The following is a 17,032-nucleotide window of genomic DNA, read 5'->3' on the forward strand; positions in this document are numbered from 1 at the left end:
GGTGGGCGTCGACGAACGCCCGGATCGTCAGGCGCGCGCGCCCCGGCGCCGCACGAGCAGCGCACCCGCCGCCGTCAGCAGCATCGCGAGCGCGAGCAATGGCGTAGCGACGTCGACGCCCGTGCGCGGCAGCGCACCGACGGCCGGTGCGGCAGCGGGCGCGACGACGGGCGCCGGTGCGACCACCGGAGCCACAGGCACCTGCGGCACGACCGGCGCCTCCGGCTCGGGCACGACCGGCGCCTCGGGCTCGGGCACGACCGGCGACGCCTCGATCGCGAACGCCGTCACGAACGGCGAGCGCGAGCCCGTGCCGTCGGTGAGGTACACCGCGAGCTCGTAGTCGCCGGGCGCGACGTCGGCGGGCAGGGTCGCGGTCAGCGACAGCACGCCGTCGGCATCCACCACGCCCTCGCCGACCAGGATGCCCTCGATGGGCAGCGCCGCACCGGCGTCGAGCGCGGTCGGCGCCGCGAAGCGCGACGAGACGAGCGACGCAGGCGTCATCGAGCCCGCCAGGCGCAGGTACACGCTCGCCAGCGCACCGACCGGCAGGTCGGTCGCGACGATCTCGATCGTGGTGCCGGGACGCACGGTCGAGCCGTCGAGCGCGCCGCCCGCCGACGTGACGGTCGGCGTGAGCACGAACGGCGTCGTCGAGAAGGTCGCGTACGCACCGAGCGCGCCGTTGAACGCCGCGACGCGGATCTCGATCGGCACGCCGTTCGCGAGCCCCTCGATCTGCGCCGACGTCGCGGTCACCGTCACGCCATCCGACGACCAGTCGCCACCGGCGACGCGGTGCTCGACGACGTAGCCCAGCACCGGCGCACCGCCGTTCGACGTCGGCGGCTGCCAGAAGAGCCCGACGCTGCGGTCGAACGCACCGACCGACAGCTCGGTGGGGGCGGATGCGGGCGCGAAGGGCGTGCCCGACGTCGTCACCGAGGCGCCCGTGCCGGCGACGTTCCGCGCCGACACGCGCACGTCGACGGCGGCGCCGTTCTCGAGGCCCGTGATCGTCGCGGTCGCGGCCTCGACGTCGACCTGCACACCGGCGGTGCTCCACGCGCCACCACCCGTGCTGTGCTCGACGACGTACTCGGTGATCGCCGCGCCACCGTTCCACTCCGGCGCGGTCCACGACGCCGAGAGGGTGCCATCGCTGGCGATGGCCTGCAGACCGGTGACGGCGTCGGGCACGGTGCGGGGCGCGAGCAGCACGGGGGCCGACGGCACGCCGATGCCCGCCGTGGTGACGGTGCTGACCTGCAGCTCGTACACGACGCCGTTCTCGAGACCGCTGACGGAGTAGCCGGCCATGGAGGAGGAGACGTTGGCGACCGTCCACGCGTCGCCGGAGTCGGCGACGCGTGTCTCGAAGCGGTGCGAGATGAAGGATCCGCCGACGAGGTCGCCGGTCATGATGCGCACGATCGCGCCCTGCGAGATCGGCGAGACCGCGGCCACGGTCGGCGCAGCAGCCTGCCCCTGGGCCGCGCCCGTCGCGATGACGCTCCACGGACCCGTGCCCTGCGCGTTCACGGCGGCGACGCGCACCTCGTACTCGACGAGCGGCGTGAGCCCCGAGAGCGAGCTGGCGCGGGAGTAGACGAGGCTCGCGTCCACGTCGGTCCACACCTCCGTTCCGCGCTCGCGGTACTGCACGACGTTGCTGGTCACCGACGAGTCGCCCTGGTCGGTCGGCGGCTCCCAGTGCACGAGCATCTGGCCGGGCCCGACGGGCTCGAGGACGACACCCGTCGGCGCCGCCGGTCGCGTCTCGCGCACCTGGATGGTGACGTTGCGCACCACGGTGGCGCCGATGCCGTTGGATGCGGTGAGCGTGACCGGGAAGGATCCCGACGCCGTCGGCGTGCCGCTGAGCAGGCCGGTCGCGTCGATGGTGACGCCCGCGGGCAGCGCCCCGGTCACGGTCACGGTCGGGGCTGGGTTGCCCGAGACGAGCGCCTGCGACACGGCGGTGCCGACGGAGAGCTGCTGCGGGTCGGCGACGACGGGTGCCGTGCGGGCCGAGTCGAGGTAGACGCGGTGGTCGAACGTGAATCCGGGCGTGGTCGTGAAGGTGAACTGCGCGTAGTCGCCTCCGTCGCTGAGGAGGTAGAACGAGTACTGCTGGCCAGCCCGGGCCACGACCCCTCCGTCGAGGAGCACGGTCACCCATCCGGTGCTCGTGACGGGGAAGCGCGCGACGTCGAGCTGGACGCCAGACGCATCGCGCAGCTCGATCCGGTAGGGCTGGCCCGCCGTCGAGCTGCTGGCGGCGACGTGCACGGCGAGAGCGTCGATGACGCCGTCGCGGCTCGCGACGTACCGTGCGATCACACCGCCCACGAAGTAGACCCCCGTGCCACCCTCGACCGGCGCGTCGATCGTTCCCTGCGCGGCACGTCGCACGACGACGGTCGAGTCGACGGATGCGCTGCCGGTCGCGTTCGTGGCCGTGACGCGGAACGAGAAGGTGCCGGCGGCCGTGGGCGTGCCGGCGAGCACGCCGGCGCTCGACACGGTCATGCCGGGCGGGACCGTGCCTGTCGTCGTGACCGTCGGAGTCGGAACGCCGGCGATCGTGTACTGGAAGGGTGACGCCTCCACGCCGACGTCGAGCGTCGTCGTGGGTGCGCCCGAGATGGTCGGAGCGACCGGCGCGGGATCGACCGTGATCGTCGACCGGTGTCCGACGGTGCCTGCCGCGTTCGCGCCGACGAGGTCGAGGGTGAAGGTGCCGGCCTGCGTCGGCGTGCCCGACAGCAGGCCGCTGCTCGAGAGCGAGAGGCCTGGCGGCATCTGGTTGCTCCACGACACGTCGATGGGCGCGGTGCCCTGCACCTCGTACTGGAAGTCGACGCGGGTGCCTACCGTGAGGGTCGACGGCTGGCCCGCGAACGTGACGGGGGTCGCGGGCGGACCGGCCGGCTCGACATGGGTGCGGAAGAGCAGGTCGATGCCGGGAGGCGCCTGCACGAGCGCGCCGCGCGAGTACTGGTCCATGTTGACGGAGACGTACGGGGAGACCCCCGGCGAGGAGACCCTGATGGTGTAGACGTGGTCCTCGACGACGCTGAGGGTGTCGCTCAGCGCGATCGAGAGCCAGCCGTCACCCGGGGCGACAGCGCCGCCAAACGCGTAGGTGTCGCCCGTGGCACTCTGCACCGAGACGTCGACCAGCTGCCCGGCAGCGTTCGTCACGTGCACGTCGACCGCTGTCAGGCGACCCGAAACGCCTGCCGTGAACGTCTGCCACTCCCCGAACCGGAGCGGGTGCCCCTGGCCGACCACGAGCTCGTTCGCCTGATCGACGACCGATGCGGCCTGCGCAGCCGTCGCCGGCGCGACGAGCACGCCGGCGAGCGCGGCCGCTGCGGCGGTCGCGAGCGCCAGCGAGGCTCGGAGCGTTCGACGGAGCGAGTGGAACGGGACGACGTGCGCAGTGGCCATCGGTCACCTTCGATCGAGCGACGCGATGTCGCGGAGAAGTGAATCTGGCTCAACCTATCCGTAGTCTGAGGAATTGTCACGCGGCGCGCAGGAATGTTCGTCGCCACGTCGACTGCGTGCCGTCTCCGCGCGACCGTTGGTTCGGCGCCTCAGGTGCGCGCGAGCCACTCCAGCAGGCCGCGGTCGAAGGCCGCAGGCTGCTCCATGTTCGTCGCGTGGCCGGCCTGCAGGATGACCGCCGATTCCCCGCGCGGCGCGAGCGCGGCCGCCGCGGCCGCGTGCGTCGCAGGCCAGAGCTCGCTCTCGGCACCGGCGACGAACAGCACCGGCACCTCCGTGCGCGCGATCGTCGGACGCCAGTCGGCGCGGGCGTGGTCGCCGAGCACGTCGAGCTCGCCGGGCGTCAGCTCGCTGCGGCCGGGCGTCCCCATCGCGCGCACGAGGCGCACGAGCCGCATCCCTCGCCGCCAGATCGGCGTACCCACGCCGGTCGGCGGGATGCCCTCGGCGAAGAACGTGTCGCGGTTGGCGGTCTCGTAGCCGTAGTAGCCGTGCGGCCACTCCGCGTCGTTCAGCATGCGCGGCGTCTGGTCGACGATCGCGATCGCGCGGATGCGGTCGGTGCCGTGCCGCTCGACGTACGCCCAGATGGTGTTGCCGCCCATCGAGCCGCCGACGAGCGTCGCACCCTGCACGTCGAGCTGCTCGAGCACCGCGGCCACGTCGTCCGCGCGGCGCGCCATCGTGACGCCGCGGCCGATCGGCTCGGCCTCCCCGTGCCCGCGCACGTCGACCGCGAGCACGCGGCATCCCGCATCCACCAACGAGCGCACCTGATGCCGCCACGTGGTCGCGGGTGCCTTGAACCCGGCGAGCAGCACGACGGGCCTGCCGGTCGGGTCTCCGTGCTCGGCGACGTGGATGCGGTACCCGTCGTCGGCGGTGATGACGCTCGTCATGCGCTCCTCCTCGTCTGGACTGGGCACTTGATGCTCACGAGTGGGCACTTGATGTCGTGAAACGGGCCGATCGACGACATCTAATGCCCAGTCTTGGGGTGGGCCGGCGCGGCCGGCGACGCGTGCGAGCCGGAGAGGTCGATCACTTGGCCGATGCCACCCGTGAGGCCCGCCGACGGGAACGCCTTGCCGGGGTTCAGCAGGCCGTGCGGGTCGAAGGCGTGCTTCACGGCGACGTGCAGGTCGAGCTCGACGCCCGTGATCTCGGCCGCCGCGGCCGGCAGCTTCAGCAAGCCGACGCCGTGCTCGCCCGTGGCGGTGCCGCCGAGGTCCTGGCACTCGTCGACGATGCGATCGAACGCCACCTTCGCGCGGGCGCGCGCATCCGCGTCGTCGGCCGCGACCACGATGAGCGGATGCAGGTTGCCGTCGCCCGCGTGCGCGATGTTCGCGATCGTCACGTCGGCCTCCGCCGCGATCGCCTCGATGCGCGCGAGCATCGCCGGCACCTGCATGCGCGGCACGCAGATGTCCTCGGTCAGCACGGGCCCGAGCCGCTCGAGCGCCGGGTACGCGAGCCGCCGCGCCTGGAAGAGGCGGTCGATCTCGTCGGGGTCGGAGGCGCGCTCGATGCCGGATGCGTTCGCGGCGGCCAGGTGGGCGGCGACGCGCTCGGCGAGCTCCTCGCCTGCCTGGCCCACCTCATCCACCCGCACGAGCAGCATCGCGGCCGCGTCGTCGGGGATGCCGAGGCCCTGCCACGCGTTCACGGCGGCGAGGCACGTGCGGTCGACGAGCTCGAGCGCGGCCGGCACGATGCCGTCGCGCGCGATCGACGCGACCGCGAGCCCCGCATCCGACAGCGCCGAGAACGTGCCCACGACGACGCGATCCTCGCGCCCGGCGAGCGGCAGCAGCTTCACCCGTGCCTCGACGACGATCGCGAGCGTGCCCTCGCTGCCGACGATGAGCGACGTGAGGTCGTAGCCCGTGACGCCCTTCGCCGTCGCGCGGCCGATGCGCGCGACGCGGCCGTCGGCGAGCACGACCGTGAGGCCCAGCACGTAGTCGGTCGTGACGCCGTACTTCACGCAGCAGATGCCGCCGGCGTTCGTCGCGACGTTGCCGCCGATCGTCGAGATGGCCTGGCTCGCCGGGTCCGGCGGGTACCAGAGGCCGTGGGTCGCGACGTGGCGGCGCAGGTCGTCGTTGAGCACGCCCGCCTCGACGACGGCGAACCGCTCGTCGACGTCGACCTCGACGATGCGCGTCATGCGCTCGAGGCTCAGCAGGATGCAGCCCGCGATCGCGTTCGCGCCGCCGGACAGGCCCGTGCCCGCGCCGCGCGGCACGATCGGCGTGCCCGTGGCGTTCGCGACCTCGACCGTCGCGACGACGTCGTCGAGCGACTCCGCGAAGACGACCGCGGCGGGCGGCGCGTACGGCGCCCACTCGGCGTCGTCGTGCGCGTACGCCTCGCGGGTCGCGTCGTCGGTCACCACCTGCTCTGCTCGCAACCGCATCCGCAGCTCGTCGACGACCGCCATGTCCACCCCTCCTCGCGCGTCCTTCGACACTACGCCCGGGGTCTCGGCGGTCCGCCGGATGCGCTCGTTGCGCATCGCAGGCGATTCGGGTGGGCGGAGGGAAGATACCCCTCTGCCACCCCTGATCGCCTGCAGAACGCAACCAGCTCGCCTGCCGTCGTTGCGTATTGCAGGCGATTCGGGGTCTTGAGGGGAATGTTCCCTCGAGAGGCGGAATCGCCTGCAGAACGCAGGACGGATGCGGTCAGGAGGCGCCGAGGCCGAGGCCGGCCCGCAGCGCCTCGCGCAGCAGGTGCTCGAACGTCTGCGAGCCCGGCGCATCCGGCCGGAGCGTCTCGAACGCGTGGTAGGCGCCGGGCACCTCGACGACCTCCACGGGCACGCCCGCGGCGCGCAGCCGCGACGCGTAGGCGAGGTCTTCGGCGTGCAGCAGGTCGAGCGAGCCGACGCCGATCCATGCGGGCGGCAGCCCGGCGAGGTCGGCCCGACGCGCGGCCGCCGCGTACGGCGAGGTGCCCGGCGCGCCCGCGAGGTACGCATCCCACGCGAAGCGATTCGACGACGCCGGCCACGCATAGCGGCCGCGGTCGTCGACGCGGCGCCTCGTGCGGTCGTCGAGCATCGGGTAGACGAGCGCCTGGAACGCCACCGGCAACCCGAGGTCGAAGCCCGCCTGGGCGGTGCACGCCCCGAGCCCGCCGCCGGCCGAGTCGCCGACGACGGCGATGCGCGCCGCATCCACGCCCTCCGCGTCGGCCGACGCGTGCATCCACGCCAGCACGTCGACGCAGTCGTCGATCGCCGCCGGGAACGGATGCTCGGGCGCGAGCCGGTAGTCGACGCTCACCACGCGCACGCCCAGCTCGGCCGCGATCGCCGAGCACCGGGCGTGCGACGCGACCGGATCGCCCATGACGTAGCCGCCGCCGTGCACGTGCAGCACGGCGGGCACCGGAGCGCCATCCGTCGCGGCCTCGTAGACCCAGACGCGGATCCCGCGCCCATCCCGCGCCCGCACGAGCCGATCGGTCGCGACGACGCCGTCGGCGATCGCCGTCGGCCGAGGCCGCACACGGCGGAAGAGCGCCGCCATCGGCCGCACGAGCTGCACGTCGGGCAGCAGCAGCGCCGCCGACCGGTACTGCGGATCGACCTGACCCGCCGCCGCGACGCGACGCGCGACCGCACCTCCCACGGCCGCGCCAAAGCCGAGCACCGCCAGCGAGCGCACGCTCACGCGGGCATCCGCACCGGCAGCACCCGCGTGGCGAAGCCCTCGTAGTCGACGACCACGCCGTCGCCGTCGACGAGCAGCGTGAAGCCGCCGTGATCGCGGTCCTCGTAGCGCCACGCATCCATGCCATCGACTGGCTCGAGCCGCGTGTACGTCTGCTGCACGCGGCGCACGATGAGCGACGGCACGTCGATCCACGCGACCGCCATCACCGCCTCCTCCCCCACGCCGAGATGGCCGAGGCGGCGGATGGGGATGGTGTTCGTGAGCGGGGTCGCGGCGACGTCGACGTCGGTGACGCCGTCGAGGATGGGGCGGTGGCGACCGTCGACCGTCCAGCGCCAGCCGTCGGTCGTGAGCTCGACGACGCGCGAGCCCGACGTCGCGAACGCGCGCACGATCGCCCGCACGGGGCGCGACTCGTTCGTGACGTCGATCGTGAACGAGCACGACACGGCCGCGGGCGTCGCCAGCACCTCGGTGGCCTGGTACCGGCGGCCGCCGTCGATCGCCGAGACGCGCGCGACGCTGTGCCCCGTCGACTCGTCGGATCGCTGCCAGGCGTACATGCGCATCCCGACCTCCTCATGCCAGGCCCCAGGCGCGACGGTACGCCCGCCACCTGGACGCGTGCACCCCTTGCGCGCGGGGTACGAGCGACTTCGGGGCACACGACGACGGCCCGCACGCGCAGGGCGTGCGGGCCGTCGAGCGACGCGGGTCAGCGCACGCGGCGCGCGCCCTCGCCGAGCGACGCGAGCTTCGCCCACGCGATCTGCTGGTGCACGCGGCCGCCGAGGCCGCAGTCGGTCGACGCGACCACCCGGTCGCGGCCCACGACATCCACGAATCGCTGGATGCGCTGCGCCACGAGGTCGGGATGCTCGACCACGTTCGTCGCGTGGCTCACGATGCCCGGCGCGAGCACGAGGTCGTCGGGCACGGCGTCGCCCAGCTCGCCCCACACGGTCCACTCGTGCTCGTGGCGCACGTTCGCCGCCTCGAACGACAGCGAGCCCACGTTCGCGTCGAGCACGACCGGGAGGATGTGACGCAGCTCGATGTCCGTCGTGTGCGGACCGTGCCACGAGCCCCAGCACAGGTGCAGGCGCACGAGCTCCTTCGGCAGGTCGCGGATGGCGTGGTTGAGCGCCTCGATGCGGATGCGCGTGAAGCGCTGGTAGTCCTCGACGCTCGGCTCGGGGCGGATCTGGTCGAAGTTCTCGGCCAGCGACGGGTCGTCGATCTGCACGACGAGCCCCGCGTCGGTGATGGCCGTGTACTCCTCGCGCACCGCATCCGCCCACGCGAAGATGTGCTCCTCGTCGGTCGCGTAGTGCTGGTTGCCGACGCGGGCGGCGCTGCCCGGCGAGATCGCCGTCAGGAACCCCTGCTCCCCCGGCTGCAGCGCGGCCTTGAGGTTCGCGATGTCGGCGGCCACCTGCTCCTGGCCCGTGAACGCGATGGCGCTCGTCGTGGTCGGGAACGCCGTCGCCTGCTCGCCCGTGCCGATGCCTGCCGACGGGTCGGCGTACGCCTCGGCGAACGCTGTGAAGTCGCGGCGGTCGAGGAACGCCGTGAGGCGCACGTCGCCCGGGCTCGACAGCACGGGCGTCGGCGTGAAGAAGTCGGTGTCGGTGAGCTCGAGGCCCGAGTAGCGCTGGAACGAGTACGTCCACCACGCGCCGTAGTCGATCGCCGCCCGCATCGTGTGCCCGTACTCGCCGTCGCCGACGAGCGTGATGCCCGCCTCGCGCTGCTTCGCGACGACGTCGGCGACCGCTGCAGCGACGGCCGCCTCGTGCTCGCCGCTCGGCTGGAACGTGAAGCCGTCGTCGGACAGCGTGCGCGCCCGGTTCGCCTCGAGGAGGGCGGCGGTGCGCGGCAGGCTGCCTGCGGTGGTGGTCTGGATGGGGGCGGTCATGCCGCCACGGTAGGTCGCGTGCGGTCGGGGTCGCGAGGCGGGACGACGCGGGGCGTCACGGATGCGGGCGAGCTGTGCATGTGGGCGGGGTGGCAGGGCTGCATGCGGGATGCCGGACCGCTCGGGTGCACATCTCACCCGGGTGCGCCGGTGGAATGTGCGCGTCAGCGGCGGTTCGAGGCGCTCAGCGCCACGAGAGGCTGGATTCGCGCACATCCCGCCGAGGATCAGCGCCGAGGAGGCTGCGGCGAGTGCGGCGGATGCGGCGGCCACGGCTGCTGCGGCGGTCCCGCCGGTCCCGGCCCCGGCTGCCCGCCCCACGGCTGCGGCACCGGTCCCGTCGGCGACCCGCCCCATCCGCCGCTCACGGCGACGACCGGGCCCGGCGCGCGCCGCATCGTCTGCAGGTCGACGGTCGACGCGCGCTGCGTCCATCCGTCCGACGGGTCCTCGAGGCGGCAGCACAGCACGGCCGCGATCGGGATGGTCATGTACAGCACGGCGATCGTGGTCGTCTCGTCGTCGGTCAGCTGGCCCATCGTGCGCGCCACGATCACGGATCCCAGCACGAGCACCTGCGCCGCGAACGGCGACACCATCGCCTGGGCGTTGCCCTCCTTGGTGCCTGTGCGCGGCGCGCCGAGCACCAGCAGACCAACGAGGCTCAGCACGACGATGGAGGCCTGCTCGAAGTCGTCCTTCCAGATCCCGGGCAGGAGCTGACCGGCATGGGCGGTCGCGAGCGGCACGATCGCGAGGCGCAGCAGCAGGTGCCGGTCGACGACGTCGCGCCCGCGGATCGCACCCCAGGTCGCGAGCACGAGCACGGCGACGAGGATGACGAGCACGATCTGCGACGGCGCTGCGGCGATGCGCGAGAACGGCAGCCGCAGATCGATGGTCATGATGAACCAGAGCTGCAGCGGCACCGCCACGACGATCGCGACGAGTGCGCCGACGCGTCCCGTCGACCTGCGGAACCACGGCACGAGCAACGGGACGAGCAGCACCGCCGTGAAGGCGAGCGCGAGGAAGTTCGCGTAGGTGAGCGTGAACTGGAAGACGGGGTCGACGAAGTCGCCGTCCGGGGCCACGATCCCGAGCACGTGCACGAGGCCGAAGGCGAGCAGCGAGATGCCTGCCATCGCCGCGAGCACGAGGATCGTGAGCACGTGCCCGCGCGGCCGCAGCGGCCGCGTGCTCGACCGCGCGACGAGCCAGACCACGAGTCCTCCAGCGACGATCGCGTGCGGCCACGACGACCACACCGTCGCGTAGCCCCAGAGGTTGCCGTCGTACTCGCCGAAGAGCCTGGCGAGCGGCCCCATCCGCACGAGCACGATCACGAGCGCGATGGCTGCGGCGACGATCGGCGCCCAGGAGGCCACGAGGATGCGGCGGCCGATGCGATCGGCGCGAGCGTGCATCTGCTGGGCGTACACGGCGACGGCGAGCATCGCGAGGAAGCCGACGGCGAGCAGCACGGGGAACGCGAGGTCGATCCAGCTGCGCAGGAACACCCACGGCTCCGGCTCGACGATGCCCGCCCACGTCACGACGCCCCACTGGATCGCGAGCGCGAAGCCCGATCCGACGGCGAGGTGCACGCGGGGCGCGGGCAGCAGCGCCGCGAGCACGGCGAGCGCGGCGGACACGACGCCGCTCGCCGCGACGCCCGCGACGAACGGCAGTGGCTGGCCGGGGCCGGACAGCACGAGATGCAGCGTGATCGCCGTCGAGGCGACCGTCACGGCGACGCCGACCCATCGCAGCCTGGGCGTGCTGACCAGCATGAGCATCGCGGTCGACCCCGCGCCGAGCCCGAACGTGACCTGCAAGGCGATCCACCCGATGAAGTCGTGGCCCCAGGCGCGGCTCGGCGCCTCGCCCGGATACTCCTGCACGACGCCAGGCGTCAGCAGGATGTCGGCGAACAGGGCCCACGCGGCGAGCAGCACGACGGTGAAGGCGACGGCCGTCCAGGGCACGCCGCGCGGCACGAGGCGGCGGATGCGACCGGCCCACCACGCGCGCAGCACGCGGGAGACCGTGGTGCGGCTGTCGGATGCTCGCCGTGGCGGGCGCGGGGCGGAGGGGTGGGGCTGGCGCTGCTGGGGGATGGCGCCGGTCGGCATCCCGTAGGCGGGAGACGGTGGTGGCTGGTGCGGCTGCTGGTGCGGATGCTGCTGCGGTGCGCCGTACGCCGGCGAGGGAGGGGGCTGCTGCGGGCCGGGCCAGCCGCCAGGCTGACCGTGCGGCGGCGGCTGCATGCCCGGTCGCCCCTGCGGCGGCATCCCCTGCTGCACGGCACGATGCGGCCACGGCGACCCCTCGCCGGGCGGCCTCTGCGGGGGCGTGCCGCGCGCATCCATGCAGCGAGCATGCACCGCCTGGGTGCGAGGTGGCAGGGAGCCGTGCCCCGCATCCGCTCCGCGCCGCGGAAGCTAGGCCGCGTCGCCCTTGGGCTTGCGGGCGCCCCACGCCTCGAGCGCCGTCTTCACGAGCACGGCCAGCAGGAAGATCGCGAAGAGGATGGTCGCCGCACGCGGGTCGAGCGCTGCGGCGGCGAGCGCGCCGAGGGCGGTCGTCGTGCACGCGGCGAGCCCGACGATGCCGGCGGCGACGAGGTCGACGTTCTTGCGCACGAGGTTGCCGATCGTGCCCGAGATGGCGGTCGGCACCATCATGAGCATCGACGTGCCCTTGGCCACGAGGTCGCTCGACTCGAACAGCAGGATGAGCGCGGGCACGACCACGACGCCGCCACCGATGCCGATGATGCCGGCGAGCACGCCCGTGAAGAGGCCGACCGCGACGAGGCCGGCGATGGTCCAGCCGTCCAGCTCGATGCCGTCGCCGCGCTCGGGCACCGTGAGGAACAGCTGCACGGCGACCGCGAGCGCGAAGACCATGAAGATGATGCGCACGACGGAGGTCGGGAGGCGCGAGAGCAGCAGCGCGCCGATCTGCGCGCCCACGACGGAGCCGGCGGCGAGCAGGGCGGCGGCGAGGATGTCGACGTGGCCCGGGATGGCGTAGGCGATGACGCCGACGGCGCTCGTCGGCACGATGGCCGCGAGGCTCGTGCCGCTCGCGAGCTTGCGCTCGAGGCCGCCGAACGCGAGCAGCAGCGGCACGATCACGATGCCGCCGCCGACGCCGAAGAGTCCCGACATGAAGCCGGCGACGAGGCCGATGGCGACGAACGCCACGTAGCGGCGGGGCGGGCGGGTCTCGAGCGGCATCCTCACCATCCTGGCACCGCGCGCATCCGCCGCTCACCGTCGTCGATTGGGCAGTAGATGCTGTCTCCACGGCGTGTCGACGACATCTACTGCCCACTCGAGCGCATCTACTGCCCAATCGCCATCAGGCGGGGGCGGATGCGGGCAGCTCCGCGCGCGGGCGCACCGCGGCGCACACGATGCCGGCCGCGACCATCGCGACGGCGCAGATGGCGATGAGGATGCGGAAGTCCATGACCGCGAGCAGTGCGGCGCCGAGCGCGAGGAAGCCGAGCTGCGGCACGTTGATCGCCGCGTTGAGCGCCGCCGACGTGCGGCCCTGCAGCCGCGGCGGCGTCACGCGCTGCCGGTAGGTGACGACGCCCACGATCGCCCACGGCACGCTGAAGCCGATGAGCAGCTGCGCGAGGCTCATGCCGCCCCAGCGCATCCACGCCGCGTCGGGCTGCAGGACCAGGAACGCGAGCCCGACCACGAGGCCGCCGCCCAGCAGCGCCAGCCCCCACGCCACGAGGTGCCGCTCGCCGATGCGGCGCAGCACCGCCGCAGCCGTGAGGCCGCCGACGACGGCGCCCGCACCCTGCACGGCCTGCAACGGGCCGAGCGCCTCGGGGCCAGCACCCGTGCCGACCTCGACGAAGGGGAAGACCGTCGCGTTCAGCAGGCCGTTCGCCGCGAACGCGAGCGTCATGACGATCGTGAGCAGGCGCAGCGTCGGCTCCGACAGCAGCTGTCGGAACCCCGCGGTGACCTGCCGGATCCACGGCTCGTGCGCGTCCTCGAGCACCGCGGGCGACTCGTCGATGCGCGTGCGAGCGAGCACGAACGCCGTCGCGAGGAAGCACGCCGTCGTGAGCAGCGCGACGGCGCCCGGGCCGACGGCGACGTAGAGCACGGTGCCGAGCGGCGGGCTCACGATGCGCATGGCGTTGTCGATCGACGAGAAGGCGCCGTTCGCCGACGCGAGCTCCTCGTCGGGCAGCAGGTCGCGCAGCAGCCCCGACTGCGCCGCGCCCGTCACGGTGGCGACGAGGCCGTAGCCGAACGTGACGACGAAGACGAGCCACACCTGCTCGGGGCCCTGCACGAGCAGCAGGGATGCGACGAGCGCCGCCCCGCCGAGGTTCGCCCCGATGAGGAGGCGCCTGCGCGAGACGCGGTCGACGACGTGGCCGACGAACGGCGCGAGCAGCGTGGGGGCGCCGAGCGCCAGGAACACGAGCGCGCCCGCCGCATCCGACCCCGTGAGCTGCCGCACCCACACCGCGAGCATGATGTACAGCGCGCTGTCGCCGAGGTTCGTCGCGACCCAGCCGACCGTGAGACGGCGGAACGCCGGGCGACGGAAGGGCGAGGCGGGCGCCGCGGTCGTCGTGACGGATGCCGGCGGGGTCGGCGGTGCGGGGTCGGGCGTGGCGTCGCTCATGGTGGCTCCTGGCTGGAGGGCGTGGCACTGCGTCGGGCGGTCGCGCGGGCGCGACGGGATGGCGCGACGCCCCATGGCGCGCGCGGGCGATCGAGACGTCAGGCCTCGGGGGTGGGAGGCGTACGCGGGTCGGGGTTGAGGGTCGCGAAGAGGTAGCCGCGCCGGCTGCCGGGCGGGCGCTTCGACGGGTCGGACTCGCGTCCGGGGAGGTGCGCGGTGAGCTGGGCGATGCTGGTCGCGAGCTGCTGCATCTCGTCGGGCGTCGCCCAGAACGACGACAGGTTGATCGTGACGACGTCGGTCCACTCGGGCGTCTCGGGGACGCTCTGCAGGTAGTCGACGACGCGGGCGGCCTCGCGCTGCACGTAGAGGGCGCTGAGGGCGGCCGACGAGCGCACCGAGGCGGGGTCGTCGGCGTCGGGGGCGAGGTTGCGGTGCACGTGCTTGGGGCGCCAGGGCTTGGCGGTGCCGCGCTGCGGTGCGCGTTCGATGTAGCCGGCCTTCTCGAGCTGGCGGAGGTGGAACGAGCAGTTCGACGGGCTCTCGCCCACGCGCTCGGCGATCTCGGTCGCCGTCGCCTCGCGCAGGTCGTCGAGGACCGCGAGGATCTCGACGCGCAGCGGATGCGCGAGCGCACGGAGCACGGCAGGGTCGCTCGTGACGAGGGACGTCCCGGGTGCGACCTCCGCCGGCTCCTGGGTCGGCTGCTCGCCTGCCGTCATCGCAGGATGCCCTGCGTGGCGATCGCCGTCTGGCGTGCCTGCGCGTGGCGCTGCTCGGCGGTGGCCGCGGCGCGACGGGTGCGGTGGATCTCCTCGTCGCGGCCGGGGCGGATGCTGTCGATGATGCGTCGCATGATCTGCTCCTTCTCGTGCGGTCCTCGGATGAGGTGGTGCTTGAAAGAGTACTTTCAAAGCCGTTGCTTCGCAAGACTTCTTTCAAAGCAATCTCGTTCGCGATATATCGCGTGTGGTGCGATTCACGATATATCGCGTCTTGGCATCGCACAAGCCCCATCTCGTCGCGGACTCCCGCAGTGCGGTTGGATGGGGGCATGAGCGACCTGACCCGTCCCGAGATCGACGCCCCCACCGGCCCCGCCCCCTCCGAGCTCGTCATCCGCGACATCGTCGTGGGCGAGGGCGCCGAGGCGACGCCCGGCGCGACCGTCGAGGTGCACTACCTCGGCGTCGAGCACGACTCCGGCGAGGAGTTCGACGCGTCGTGGAACCGCGGCCAGTCGATCGAGTTCCCGCTGCGCGGCCTCATCGCGGGCTGGCAGGAAGGCATCCCGGGCATGAAGGTCGGCGGACGCCGCGAGCTCACGATCCCGCCGCACCTCGCCTATGGCCCCGCCGGCGGCGGCCACCGCCTCTCGGGCAAGACCCTGATCTTCGTCATCGACCTGCTCGGCGTCGCCTGACCCATCCACTCCCCGCGCCCCGGCGCACCACGAGGCCCCCGCCCATCCGGCGGGGGCCTCGCTGCGTCTGGCGGAGTCGAGGGTTTCGGCCCGATGTCGTCACCAATTCGGGCCGAAACCCTCAACTGTTGACAGTCGGCCGCGGATGCGCGTAGGGTCGCGGATTGGTCAGACCAATGTGGTCCGACCAATGCTCGACTCGATGGAGAGGCTCATGGACGACGCGCTCGACGCCCTCGTGGCCCGCCTCGTCGACCTCTCCGCCATCGAGCGCGACGGCACCCGTCGCCTCCCGCCCGAGCGCGAGCTCGTCGAGCAGCTCGACATGAGCCGCGGCACGCTGCGCGAGCGCCTCTCGCAGCTCGAGTCGCTCGGCATCCTCGACCGCCGCCAGGGCCACGGCACCTACCTGCGCTCGCCCGGCGCCTCCGTCGTGCGCACGACCTTCACGCTCATGGGCGCCCTCGGCGGCCTGCGCCCCGACCAGGTCGACCAGGCGCGCGAGATGCTCGAGATCGTCACGACCGTCGAGGCCGCGAAGCTCGCGACCGCCGCCGACGTCGCCGAGCTCGGCCGCCTCACCGACGCCATGATCGCCGCGACCGCCGCCGCCGAGCACGAGGCGGGCCTCGAGGCCGACCTCGCCTTCCACCGCCACCTCGTGACGATCGTCGACAACCCCATCCTCGACGTGCTGCAGGACGGCCTCGCCGGCATGCTGCGCGACACCCTCGCCGCTCGCCGCGCCAAGGCGCTGCGCACCGAGACGCCCGCGGCCGACGGCACGTACCTCACCGACACCGTGCACCGGCAGATCGTCGCCGCCCTCGCGGCGAACGACGCCGACGCCGCCCGCATCGCCATCCGATTCCACTTCGACCACCACGACGCCGTCGTCGGCAGCACCGACGACGACGCCGGAAGGGACACCACCGCATGACCACCGCCACGTTCGTCGGCCTCGGCGCCATCGGCACCCCCATGTCGCAGCGCATCGCGGGCGCAGGCTTCGCCGTCACGGGCGTCGACCCGTTCGAGGCCGCCCGCGACCGCGCGCAGGCCGCAGGCATCGCCGCCGTCGCCTCGATCGCCGAGGCACCCGCCGCCGGCCCCGTCGTCGTGATGGTCGCCACCGGCGAGCAGCTGGATGCGCTCGTCGACCAGGCAGAGGCCGCGGGCGTCGCCGCCGACCGGCTCTGGGTCGTCATGTCGACGGTCGGCCCCGCCGCCGTCGAGACATCCGGCGCCCGCCTGCGCACGCTCGGCGGCCGCGTCGTCGACGCGCCCGTCACGGGCGGCGTCGCCCGCGCCACGACCGGCGAGCTCATCATCTTCGCGTCGGGCGCGCAGGCCGACCTCGACGAGGCCGCCGCCGTGCTCGCCCCGCTCGGCACCGTGCGCACCGTCGGCGCCGAGCTCGGCCAGGGCCAGGGCATCAAGGTCGTCAACCAGCACCTCTGCTCGGTCCACATCGTCGCCGCCGCCGAGGCGCTCAACCTCGGCGAGCAGCTCGGCCTCGACAAGGCGGCCGTGCTCGACCTCGTCGCCGGCGGCGCCGCAGGCTCGTGGATGCTGTCGGACCGCGGTCCGCGCATGCTCGAGGACGACCCGCAGGTCACCTCCACGATCGGCATCTTCGTGAAGGACTCCGGCCTCGTCGCCGACGCCGCAGCCGGCGCGGGCGCCGAGGTGCCCGTGCTCGCCGCAGCCCGCGACCGCTACCTCGCCGCCGCCGACGCCGGACTCGACCGCGCCGACGACAGCCAGGTCATCCGCACCTACCAGCACTAGATCCCACCCTCCGGGCGACGCAGA

General features: G+C 73.3%; 14 protein-coding genes. 3 read left to right on the forward strand and 11 right to left on the reverse strand.

Annotation, left to right across the window (positions count from 1 at the left end):
• Window positions 1-27 precede the first annotated feature (27 nt).
• The 11 genes from BLQ67_RS06445 to BLQ67_RS16325 all read right to left on the reverse strand — a co-directional run bounded on the left by BLQ67_RS06445 (window position 28) and on the right by BLQ67_RS16325 (window position 14,650).
• On the reverse strand, window positions 28-3,459 hold the full coding sequence (locus BLQ67_RS06445; protein ID WP_092503498.1) for a fibronectin type III domain-containing protein: 3,432 nt from the start codon (window positions 3,457-3,459) through the stop codon (window positions 28-30).
• Between the two features lie 149 nt (window positions 3,460-3,608).
• Window positions 3,609-4,418 carry an alpha/beta fold hydrolase gene (locus tag BLQ67_RS06450; RefSeq protein WP_092503500.1) on the reverse strand — a complete coding sequence of 270 codons (810 nt, stop codon included), beginning with the start codon at window positions 4,416-4,418 and terminating at the stop codon, window positions 3,609-3,611.
• An 80-nt stretch (window positions 4,419-4,498) separates the two neighbouring features.
• A complete protein-coding gene (locus tag BLQ67_RS06455; protein WP_092503502.1) occupies window positions 4,499-5,965 on the reverse strand; it encodes an FAD-binding oxidoreductase in 1,467 nt (488 codons plus the stop codon).
• A 244-nt stretch (window positions 5,966-6,209) separates the two neighbouring features.
• Entirely contained in the window at window positions 6,210-7,202 is a 993-nt protein-coding gene (locus BLQ67_RS06460; RefSeq protein ID WP_092503504.1) for an alpha/beta hydrolase, read from the reverse strand.
• On the reverse strand, window positions 7,199-7,774 hold the full coding sequence (locus tag BLQ67_RS06465) for a putative glycolipid-binding domain-containing protein (RefSeq protein WP_092503506.1): 576 nt from the start codon (window positions 7,772-7,774) through the stop codon (window positions 7,199-7,201). The genes BLQ67_RS06460 and BLQ67_RS06465 overlap by 4 nt, the downstream gene beginning before the upstream one ends.
• 146 nt (window positions 7,775-7,920) lie before the next feature.
• Window positions 7,921-9,123, reverse strand: coding sequence for a cobalamin-independent methionine synthase II family protein (locus BLQ67_RS06470; RefSeq protein ID WP_092503509.1), 1,203 nt, complete (start codon window positions 9,121-9,123; stop codon window positions 7,921-7,923).
• A 227-nt stretch (window positions 9,124-9,350) separates the two neighbouring features.
• A complete protein-coding gene (locus BLQ67_RS06475; protein ID WP_092503511.1) occupies window positions 9,351-11,162 on the reverse strand; it encodes a hypothetical protein in 1,812 nt (603 codons plus the stop codon).
• Between the two features lie 405 nt (window positions 11,163-11,567).
• The gene (locus BLQ67_RS06480; protein WP_331711991.1) at window positions 11,568-12,368 is read right to left on the reverse strand and encodes a sulfite exporter TauE/SafE family protein; all 801 of its coding nucleotides are present in this window, start codon (window positions 12,366-12,368) and stop codon (window positions 11,568-11,570) included.
• Window positions 12,369-12,492: 124 nt separating this feature from the next.
• Window positions 12,493-13,794: an MFS transporter gene (locus BLQ67_RS06485; RefSeq protein WP_157674699.1), complete on the reverse strand. Its 1,302-nt coding sequence runs from the start codon at window positions 13,792-13,794 to the stop codon at window positions 12,493-12,495.
• Window positions 13,795-13,892: 98 nt separating this feature from the next.
• Complete coding sequence (locus tag BLQ67_RS06490; protein WP_092503517.1) at window positions 13,893-14,516, reverse strand: winged helix-turn-helix domain-containing protein; 624 nt, start codon at window positions 14,514-14,516, stop codon at window positions 13,893-13,895.
• Window positions 14,513-14,650 (reverse strand): hypothetical protein, encoded by a 138-nt coding sequence (locus BLQ67_RS16325; protein WP_157674700.1) that lies wholly within the window; start codon window positions 14,648-14,650, stop codon window positions 14,513-14,515. Before BLQ67_RS16325 ends, BLQ67_RS06490 begins: the two co-directional genes overlap by 4 nt.
• Before the next feature lie 198 nt (window positions 14,651-14,848).
• Between BLQ67_RS16325 and BLQ67_RS06495 the strand changes: the two genes are divergently transcribed.
• The 3 genes from BLQ67_RS06495 (at window position 14,849) to BLQ67_RS06505 (ending at window position 17,008) form a co-directional block, all read left to right on the forward strand.
• Window positions 14,849-15,217 carry an FKBP-type peptidyl-prolyl cis-trans isomerase gene (locus BLQ67_RS06495; RefSeq protein ID WP_092503519.1) on the forward strand — a complete coding sequence of 123 codons (369 nt, stop codon included), beginning with the start codon at window positions 14,849-14,851 and terminating at the stop codon, window positions 15,215-15,217.
• 214 nt (window positions 15,218-15,431) lie between these two features.
• Window positions 15,432-16,157 (forward strand): FadR/GntR family transcriptional regulator, encoded by a 726-nt coding sequence (locus BLQ67_RS06500; protein ID WP_172802260.1) that lies wholly within the window; start codon window positions 15,432-15,434, stop codon window positions 16,155-16,157.
• Window positions 16,154-17,008, forward strand: a complete 855-nt coding sequence (locus BLQ67_RS06505; RefSeq protein ID WP_092503523.1) for an NAD(P)-dependent oxidoreductase — start codon at window positions 16,154-16,156, stop codon at window positions 17,006-17,008. Before BLQ67_RS06500 ends, BLQ67_RS06505 begins: the two co-directional genes overlap by 4 nt.
• Window positions 17,009-17,032 lie beyond the last annotated feature (24 nt).

The sequence above is a fragment of the Agrococcus jejuensis genome (genome assembly GCF_900099705.1).
Taxonomy (GTDB): domain Bacteria; phylum Actinomycetota; class Actinomycetes; order Actinomycetales; family Microbacteriaceae; genus Agrococcus; species Agrococcus jejuensis.

What these genes read in the sequence shown, in the direction of transcription:
- BLQ67_RS16325 (WP_157674700.1), bottom strand. Translation starts at nt 14,650, where the DNA reads ATGCGACGCATCATCGACAGCATCCGCCCCGGCCGCGACGAGGAGATC.
- BLQ67_RS06450 (WP_092503500.1), bottom strand. Translation starts at nt 4,418, where the DNA reads ATGACGAGCGTCATCACCGCCGACGACGGGTACCGCATCCACGTCGCC.
- BLQ67_RS06505 (WP_092503523.1), top strand. Translation starts at nt 16,154, where the DNA reads ATGACCACCGCCACGTTCGTCGGCCTCGGCGCCATCGGCACCCCCATG.
- BLQ67_RS06480 (WP_331711991.1), bottom strand. Translation starts at nt 12,368, where the DNA reads ATGCCGCTCGAGACCCGCCCGCCCCGCCGCTACGTGGCGTTCGTCGCC.
- BLQ67_RS06470 (WP_092503509.1), bottom strand. Translation starts at nt 9,123, where the DNA reads ATGACCGCCCCCATCCAGACCACCACCGCAGGCAGCCTGCCGCGCACC.
- BLQ67_RS06500 (WP_172802260.1), top strand. Translation starts at nt 15,432, where the DNA reads ATGGACGACGCGCTCGACGCCCTCGTGGCCCGCCTCGTCGACCTCTCC.
- BLQ67_RS06490 (WP_092503517.1), bottom strand. Translation starts at nt 14,516, where the DNA reads ATGACGGCAGGCGAGCAGCCGACCCAGGAGCCGGCGGAGGTCGCACCC.
- BLQ67_RS06465 (WP_092503506.1), bottom strand. Translation starts at nt 7,774, where the DNA reads ATGCGCATGTACGCCTGGCAGCGATCCGACGAGTCGACGGGGCACAGC.
- BLQ67_RS06455 (WP_092503502.1), bottom strand. Translation starts at nt 5,965, where the DNA reads ATGGCGGTCGTCGACGAGCTGCGGATGCGGTTGCGAGCAGAGCAGGTG.
- BLQ67_RS06495 (WP_092503519.1), top strand. Translation starts at nt 14,849, where the DNA reads ATGAGCGACCTGACCCGTCCCGAGATCGACGCCCCCACCGGCCCCGCC.
- BLQ67_RS06445 (WP_092503498.1), bottom strand. Translation starts at nt 3,459, where the DNA reads ATGGCCACTGCGCACGTCGTCCCGTTCCACTCGCTCCGTCGAACGCTC.
- BLQ67_RS06485 (WP_157674699.1), bottom strand. Translation starts at nt 13,794, where the DNA reads ATGAGCGACGCCACGCCCGACCCCGCACCGCCGACCCCGCCGGCATCC.